General features: G+C 73.5%; 6 protein-coding genes. 4 read left to right on the top strand and 2 right to left on the bottom strand.

Features of this window, described 5'->3' with window-relative positions; translation table 11 throughout:
* Nucleotides 1–342 precede the first annotated feature (342 nt).
* Together ftsL and rsmH are read right to left on the bottom strand one after the other, a co-directional pair.
* A complete protein-coding gene (gene ftsL, locus ACZ7HQ_RS04140; protein WP_470984351.1) occupies nt 343–936 on the bottom strand; it encodes a cell division protein FtsL in 594 nt (197 codons plus the stop codon).
* A gap of 42 nt (nt 937–978) precedes the next feature.
* Nucleotides 979–1935 carry a 16S rRNA (cytosine(1402)-N(4))-methyltransferase RsmH gene (rsmH, locus tag ACZ7HQ_RS04135; protein ID WP_470984349.1) on the bottom strand — a complete coding sequence of 319 codons (957 nt, stop codon included), beginning with the start codon at nt 1933–1935 and terminating at the stop codon, nt 979–981.
* A gap of 420 nt (nt 1936–2355) precedes the next feature.
* Between rsmH and ACZ7HQ_RS04130 the strand changes: the two genes are divergently transcribed.
* From ACZ7HQ_RS04130 to ACZ7HQ_RS04115, 4 genes are all read left to right on the top strand, one after another.
* Entirely contained in the window at nt 2356–2904 is a 549-nt protein-coding gene (locus tag ACZ7HQ_RS04130) for a beta-class carbonic anhydrase (RefSeq protein WP_470984347.1), read from the top strand.
* A 246-nt stretch (nt 2905–3150) separates the two neighbouring features.
* Complete coding sequence (locus ACZ7HQ_RS04125; protein ID WP_470984344.1) at nt 3151–4194, top strand: AAA family ATPase; 1044 nt, start codon at nt 3151–3153, stop codon at nt 4192–4194.
* Entirely contained in the window at nt 4194–5555 is a 1362-nt protein-coding gene (locus ACZ7HQ_RS04120) for a DUF58 domain-containing protein (RefSeq protein ID WP_470984341.1), read from the top strand. Before ACZ7HQ_RS04125 ends, ACZ7HQ_RS04120 begins: the two co-directional genes overlap by 1 nt.
* Nucleotides 5552–7936, top strand: a complete 2385-nt coding sequence (locus ACZ7HQ_RS04115) for a transglutaminase TgpA family protein (protein WP_470984339.1) — start codon at nt 5552–5554, stop codon at nt 7934–7936. The genes ACZ7HQ_RS04120 and ACZ7HQ_RS04115 overlap by 4 nt, the downstream gene beginning before the upstream one ends.
* Nucleotides 7937–8070 lie beyond the last annotated feature (134 nt).

Below are 8070 nucleotides of genomic sequence, written 5' to 3'. Positions count from 1 at the left end.
GAGAACGGCGCCACGACACCCGCCGGAGCGCAGGCCCGGGCGGCGCCGACCCCGCACCGGAACCGGCAGCCGCCCCCGCCGGCACCCCGGCCGAGCACATACGCGGGCCCGGGCACACGACGGCGTGGCGCTTCCCTGTCGGACACTTCCGTCACCTGCCGGGGGTCGGGGTAGGAATGGGCTGGCAATGCGAGAACGGCGCCACGACACCCGCCGGAGCGCAGGCCCGGGCGGCGCCGACCCCGCACCGGAACCGGCAGCCGCCCCCGCCGGCACCCCGGCCGAGCGCATACGCGGGCCCGGGCACACGACGGCGTGGCGCTTCCCTGTCGGACACTTCCGTCACCTGCCGGGGGTCGGGATGGAGGGGGGCTGGAGGGCGGCGGACGGTGGGGACACGGCCGTCGCCGGGGCGGAGGGCGCGGAGGCGGGCTGTCCCTGCGCCGGGGCGGAGGGCGGGGAGGCGGGCTGGGGCTGTCCCTGCGCCGGTGTGGGAGAGGCGGGCGCGGAGGGGGCGACGGCCGGGGTCATGGCCTCGGGAGGGACCGGGCCGGTGAGGGCGGCGGGGGCGGGGCTCGCGACGCCCGGTACGCCCTTGACGGTGCCGTCGGGGCCGAGGAAGGCCGGGTCGCCGCCGGGGACCATGCCGAGTTCGCGGGCCCGTCGCTGGAGGGCGTCAGGGGCCGAGTAGGCGTCGATGTCCCGCTGCAGGGACTGTTCCTCGTCGGTGAGGCTCTTCGTCCGCTTCTGCAGGGCGTCGAGTCTGAAAGAGCCTTCGCTGAGCGCGGAGTTCAGCACCAGCAGTCCGATGAGGCCGCCGCCGAGCAGCAGGACGACGAGGAGGACGAACGGGGCTCGGGCGGCCCGCGCGCGACCGGCCGGCAAGAGCTGGGCGAGCCGCGCGGCCCGCCCCCTCAGTTCGGGTTTCCTACGCACGGCTCCCCCGGTCAGCTCGGGAATCCCACCGGCCCGTCCCACTCACTCGGCGTCCTCCCTGATGCGCTCGGCGCCGCGCAGCCTGGCCGGTGCGGCCCGGCGGTTCTCGGCGACCTCTTCCTCGGTGGGAAGTTCGGCACCCCGGGTGAGCAGCTTGAGCCGCGGCTGGTAGCGCTCCGGTACGACCGGGAGGCCGGGGGGCGCCGTGGACGCCGCGCCGGCCGCGAAGACCTGCTTGACCAGGCGGTCCTCCAGCGAGTGGTACGACAGGACGGCGATCCGGCCGCCGACGTCCAGGGCCTTCACCGCCGCCGGGACCGCCCGCTCCAGGACGGACAGTTCCCCGTTGACCTCGATCCGCAGCGCCTGGAAGGTGCGCTTGGCGGGGTTGCCGCCGGTGCGCTTGGCGGCCTGCGGGAGCGCGTCCCGGATCAGCTCGACCAGCCGCCCGCTGTTGCTGAACGGCTCCTTCTCGCGCTCGCGCACGATCGCGGCCACGATCCGCTTGGCCTGCTTCTCCTCGCCGTACGCGCGCAGGATCCGCACCAGTTCGCCCGCCGGATAGGTGTTGAGGACCTCGGCGGCACTGACGCCGGTCGTCTGGTCCATCCGCATGTCCAGCGGCGCGTCCTGGGCGTAGGCGAAGCCGCGGTCGGCCTCGTCCAGTTGCATGGAGGAGACCCCGAGGTCGAACAGGACGCCCTGCACGCGCGCGATGCGCAGCCTCTCCAGGACGTCGGGCAGCTCGTCGTAGACGGCGTGCACCAGGGTGGCGCGCTCACCGAAGGGCGCCAGCCGCTCGCCGGACAGGCGCAGCGCCTCCTTGTCCCGGTCGAGGCCGATCAGCCGCGCCTCGGGGAACCGGGTCAGCAGCGCCTCGCTGTGCCCGCCGAGGCCGAGTGTGCAGTCGACGACCACCGCTCGCGGGCGCTCCAGGGCGGGCGCCAGCAGGTCCAGGCACCGCTGGAGCATCACCGGGACGTGTCGACTCTGGCTCAAGGGGGCCTCTCATCTTCCGACGGGCCCGCACGAACGGCCGGGTCCCCGTCAGCTCGTGAAGGGTCAGGCCTGCCGGCGCCGGAAGCGTCAGCCGGACCGGGAGCGGAAGGAGGCCGAGCCGTACGTACGCGCCGCGCACGCGGGGAGACGGCCCGGGTGTGAGCCGGGGTCTCCGGGGGTTTCACCAGCTGGGAGAGCCACGTCTCCCGCTTCGCGCCACTTTAGTCCACCGTGTCTCGCGGTCAATCAACCGGCCTGCGCGTCGCCTACCGCATCCCGGCGGAAGCCGCAATTCGACAGTGTTCACCCGTCCGGACCAGGTTTGCCCCCCTGTGGGTTGGCTCACAACAAGCCGTGATGACGTTCTTTGTCCCCCCTCACAGCGGGCCAGGACCGGGCGTGACCAGTAACGTCATGAGTATGACGACTTCCGCAGCAGTTCCCACTGGATCCGAAGGCGCCATAGCGAACGGCGACACCGTGACGAATCGCCTGGTGGAGGCCAACCAGCGGTACGCCGCCGAGTTCACCGATCCCGGCATGGACGCCCGTCCCGTCCTCCAGGTCGCCGTGGTGGCCTGCATGGACGCCCGCCTCGACCTCCACAAGGCGCTCGGCCTGAAGCTCGGCGACTGTCACACCATCCGCAACGCGGGCGGCGTGGTCACCGACGACGTGATCCGCTCCCTGACCATCAGCCAGCGGGCGCTCGGCACCCGCAGCGTCGTGCTCATCCACCACACCGGGTGCGGCATGGAGGCCATCACCGAGGAGTTCCGGCACGACCTGGAGATGGAGGTCGGCCAGCGCCCGGCCTGGGCGGTGGAGGCCTTCCGGGACGTCGACCAGGACGTGCGCCAGTCCATGCAGCGCGTACGCACCTCGCCGTTCCTGCTGCACACCGACGACGTACGCGGTTTTGTGTTCGACGTGCGCACCGGTGCACTGCGCGAGGTCGACCCGGCCTGACCGGGCACACCGGCCGGCCGCCCCGAAAGCATCCCGCCGTCCCCGCATCGAAAACGCGGTCGAAAAAGCCGTAAGACCGACATCGTGCGGGCAGTTGTCCACAGGCGAGTGACACGAATCGGTAACGACGGCAAGAATGCGGGGTGTGGCATCACGCGGAACTTTTCCCGCGTGGTGTCCGTGTTTCGGGGTGGGCCGGTTTCGCAAGCAGCGTCGGCCCGGAAAGTACGGGCCGAGGAGGGCCGGGTGACGACCTATGACGATCGAGCGAGCCTCACAGATCTGACCGCCACGGTGGAGCGGGTGCGCGGTTCGGTGGAGGGCGTGATCGAGGGCAAGCCCGAGGTCGTACGGATCGCGCTGACCGTGCTGCTCGCCGAGGGCCACCTGCTGATCGAGGACGTCCCCGGGGTGGGCAAGACGATGCTCGCCAAGGCGCTGGCGCGGTCCATCGACTGCTCGGTGCGGCGCATCCAGTTCACGCCCGACCTGCTGCCCTCGGACATCACCGGCGTGTCCATCTGGGACCAGCAGCGCCGCGACTTCGAGTTCAAGCCGGGCGCCATCTTCGCGCAGATCGTGATCGGCGACGAGATCAACCGCGCCTCGCCCAAGACCCAGTCGGCGCTGCTGGAGTCCATGGAGGAACGGCAGGTCACCATCGACGGGCAGACGTACGAACTGCCCAGCCCCTTCATGGTGGTGGCGACGCAGAACCCGGTCGAGATGGAGGGCACCTACCCGCTGCCCGAGGCCCAGCGCGACCGCTTCATGGCCCGCGTCTCGGTCGGCTATCCCAGTGTGGAGGCCGAGTTGCAGATGCTCGACATCCACGGCGGGGCCAGCCCGCTGCAGGACCTGCAGCCGGTGGCGCACGCACACGAGATCGTGAAGCTGATCGAAGCGGTGCGCACCGTGCACGTCTCCGAGCCGGTGCGGCGGTACGCGGTGGAGCTGGTCGCCGCCACCCGCACCCACCCCGACCTCAGACTCGGCGCCTCACCGCGCGCGACGCTGCATCTGCTGCGCGCGGCGAAGGCGTCCGCGGCCCTGGCCGGCCGGGAGTACGCGCTGCCGGACGACGTCCAGGCGCTCGCCGTCGCCGTCCTCGCACACCGTCTGCTGCCCACCGCGCAGGCCCAGCTGAACCGCCGTACGGCCGAGCAGGTCGTGCAGGAGATCCTCCAGCGCACCCCCGTGCCCGCGGCTCCGGGACAGCAGGCACCGGGCCTCGGCGGGCTCGGCCGCGGCGTCCCTGCGTATCCCCAGCAGCCCCCGCGGAGTCTGTGATGAACACCGGGGGGACCGGGCAGGCGGAGGCCGACCGCGGGGAGACGGGCGGCGTCCGTACGGCCCTGGCGGGTCTGACGACCCGTGGCCGTTCCTTCCTCGCGGCCGGGATCGCGGCCGCCATCTGCGCGTACGTCCTGGGCCAGGGCGATCTGCTGCGGGTCGGCCTGCTGCTGGCCGCGCTGCCCCTGATCTGCGCGACGGTGGTCTACCGCACGCGTTACCGGGTGGCCGGCACCCGACGGCTCGCCCCCGCGCGCGTGCCGGCGGGCAGCGAGGCCCGGGTGCACCTGCGGATGGACAACGTCTCCCGGCTGCCCACCGGCCTGCTGATGCTCCAGGACCGGGTGCCGTACGTCCTCGGGCCGCGCCCCCGGTTCGTGCTGGACCGGGTGGAGCCGGGCGGCCGCCGCGAGGTGTCCTACCGGGTCCGCTCCGACCTGCGCGGCCGCTACCCGCTGGGCCCGCTCCAGCTGCGGCTGACGGACCCCTTCGGGATGTGCGAACTGACCCGCTCCTTCTCGGCGTACGACACCCTGACGGTCATCCCGCGCGTGGAACCGCTGGCACCGGTCCGCTTCGGGGGCGAGGCCAAGGGGTACGGCGACGGACGGCAGCGCTCGCTGGCCCTGGCGGGCGAGGACGACGTGATCCCGCGCGGCTACCGCTACGGCGACGACCTGCGCCGGGTGCACTGGCGGTCCACCGCGCGCTACGGCGAGCTGATGGTGCGCCGCGAGGAGCAGCCCCGGCGCTCGCGGTGCACCGTGCTCCTGGACACCCGGGGCGGCGCCTACGAGGGTGCGGGCCCCGACTCGGCCTTCGAGTGGGCCGTCTCCGGTGCCGCCTCGGTACTGGTGCACATGCTCGAACGGGGCTTCTCGGTACGGCTGCTGACCGACAGCGGCAGCGTGGTGCCCGGCGAGGGCGCCGACGGGTTCGCGGGCACCGGGCAGGAGACCGCGGAGGCGGCCGGGCTGATGATGGACACCCTCGCGGTGATCGACCACTCCGACGGCGCGGGCCTGTCCCGGGCGTACGACGTGCTGCGTGGTGGCAACGAGGGGCTGCTGGTCGCCTTCCTGGGCGATCTGGACGAGGAGCAGGCCGCGATGGTCGCCAAGATGAGCCGGCGCAGCGGCGGTGCCGTCGCCTTCGTGCTGGACCCGGACACCTGGGTGCGCGAGTCGACCGACGTGCCACGGCCGGGCGACCGGCACGCCGAGCGGCTGCGCCTGCTGCGCGAGGCGGGCTGGACGGCGCTGAGCGTGCCGCGCGGCGCCGCGCTGGACGCACTGTGGCAGCAGGCGGACCGTGAGCGCTCGGGCCTGGCCTCGTTCAGCGGGGAGGCGACGGCATGAGCGGGCGGGCACGACTGGCACTGTGCGCGGCCGCGGCCACGCTGATGGCCTGCTGTGCGCTGCTGCCCCTGGTGGCCGAGCCGACCTGGCTGCTCCTGCTGGTGCCGCTGGTGGCCGTGCAGAGCGGGGTGGGTGCGGCGGCCCGCCGGGTGCCGCTGGGCCGGCCGCTGACCGTGGCGGCGCAGGCGCTGGTCACGCTGGTGCTGCTGACCCTGGTCTTCGCGCGGCAGCACGCGATCATCGGGCTGATCCCCGGCCCGGACGCCTTCCGGCACTTCGGCGACCTGCTGCAGCAGGGCTCCAACGACGTCAGCGAGTACGCCATACCGGCGCCGCTCACCGACGGCATCAAGCTGATGCTGATCGGTGGTGCCCTGCTGATCGGCCTGCTGGTGGACACGCTCGCGGTGACCTTCCGCAGCGCGGCCCCGGCCGGGCTGCCCCTGCTCGCGCTGTACTCGGTGGCCGCGGGCCTGTCCCACGGCGGTGCCGACTGGCTGTGGTTCCTGGTGGCGGCGGCCGGCTATCTGATGCTGCTGCTCGCGGAGGGCCGGGACCGGCTGGCCCAGTGGGGCCGGGTCTTCGGCGGCGCTCCCCGTTCTCCGGGCTCCCCCGACTACGGTGCGGTGGCCCCGGTGCGCACCGGGCGCCGGATCGGCGCGGTCGCGCTGGGCGCCGCCCTGATGGTCCCGCTGGCCCTGCCCGCGATGCAGGGCGGACTGCTGGACGCCGCCGGCGCGGGCGTGGGAGTGGGCAGCGGCCGGGGAACCGGCGGCGGCGCGGTCAACCTGCTGGTGGCGCTGCGCGACAGCCTGAACACGGACGACGACCGCCAGGTGCTGTCCCTGAAGACCAGCGGCAACGACGTCTCGGACCTGTATCTGCGGATCGCCTCCCTGGACGACTTCGACGGCACCACCTGGAAGCCGGCCCAGCGGCGCATCGTCGACGTACCGGACCAGTTCCCCACCCCCATCGGGCTCGGCGCGGACGTCAGGCGCAGCACGGTGACGACCACCGTCACGGCGGCGGACTGGTACGCCCAGGACTGGCTGCCGATGCCGTATCCGCCGAGCGGGGTGAAGATCGGCGGACGCTGGCGCTACGAGCCGGTCGGCATGGCCGTCGTCGGTGACCGCGGCCAGACCACGCGCGGGGCGGCCTACCAGGTGACCAGCCTGGACGTGCAGCCGACCGCGGAGCAGCTGTCGTCGGCGCCGGAGCCGCCGGCGGCCCTGAAGCGCGAGTACACGCAGGTGCCGTCCGCCCTGCCGAAGGTGGTGGCCAAGACCGCCGAGGAGATCACCGCGGGCGCCAGGAGCCACTACGAGGAGGCGGTCAAGCTCCAGGACTACTTCGCCGTCACGGGTGGCTTCCAGTACGACACCCAGGTGGAGGTCGGCCGCGGTCCGGGCGCCATCGCGAACTTCCTGAAGAAGAAGGAGGGCTTCTGCATCCATTTCTCCTTCGCCATGGCGGCGATGGCCCGGACCCTGGGCATCCCTGCCCGGGTCGCGGTGGGCTTCGCGCCGGGCACCCCGCAGGCGGACGGCACGGTCGCGGTGAACGAGAAGGACGCGCACGCCTGGCCCGAGCTGTACTTCGAGGGCGTGGGCTGGACCCGCTTCGAGCCGACCCCGACCCGCGGCACCACGCCGTCGTACACGGTGCCGAAGACGCCCGGCACCTCGCTGCCCGACCCGGCTCTGCCGTCGCAGGAGTCGTCCACGGCGCCCTCGGCGTCGGCCGCGCCGAGCCGGGGCTGCCCGCCGGCGCTGGTGAAGCTGCAGGAGTGTCACACGCCGTCCGCCGCCGCGGCGGCGCGCAGCGGCGGCGGTGGTGCCGGCCCGGGGTGGTATCTGCTGATCGGCCTGGGGGTGCTGGTGGCACTGGCGCTTCCGCTGTCGCCGCTGCTGTGGCGGCTGCGGGTGCGCTCGGTGCGGCTGGGTGCGCACGCCCGTACCGAGCAGGGCGCGGCGGCCCACGCCATGGCGGCCTGGCAGGAGCTGACGGACAGCGCCTGGGACCACGGCATTGCGCCGGACGGGTCTCTGACCCCGCGCAGGGCGGCCGCCCGGATCGTCGAGCTCGGGAAGCTGGACGCGGCGGCCGGTGCCGCGGTGCACCGGGTCGCGGACGCGGTGGAGCAGGTGCTGTACGCGCCCCGGCCACGTCCGGCGGCCGGTGTGGCGGAGGACGTGCACCGGGTGATCGAGGGGCTGCGCGGCGCGGTGGGCACGGGTACGCGGCTGCGGGCACTGTTCCTGCCCCGCTCGTCGGTGCGGGTGCTGTGGGCGGTGGCGACCCGCTGTTCGGCGGTGCGGGCCCGGGCTGCGGCGGCCAGGCCGAGCCTGCGCCGGCCCTCGCAACAGCGGGGTTGAGAGCGACAGCAGGGCTGGGACAACGTCGAGGGGGGGGGGGAGGGGGGGGGTGCGCCCTTGCGGTGGGTTGGGGTGGTGGTTGTGTGGGGGGTTGGGTGGAGGAAGGGGGAGAAGGACGGAAAGAGAACGGCGCC

It is taken from the genome of Streptomyces sp. NPDC037290 (assembly GCF_055603245.1).
Note: the sequence above shows the minus strand (reverse complement) of the source record. Positions and strands in the feature narration are given on the sequence as shown.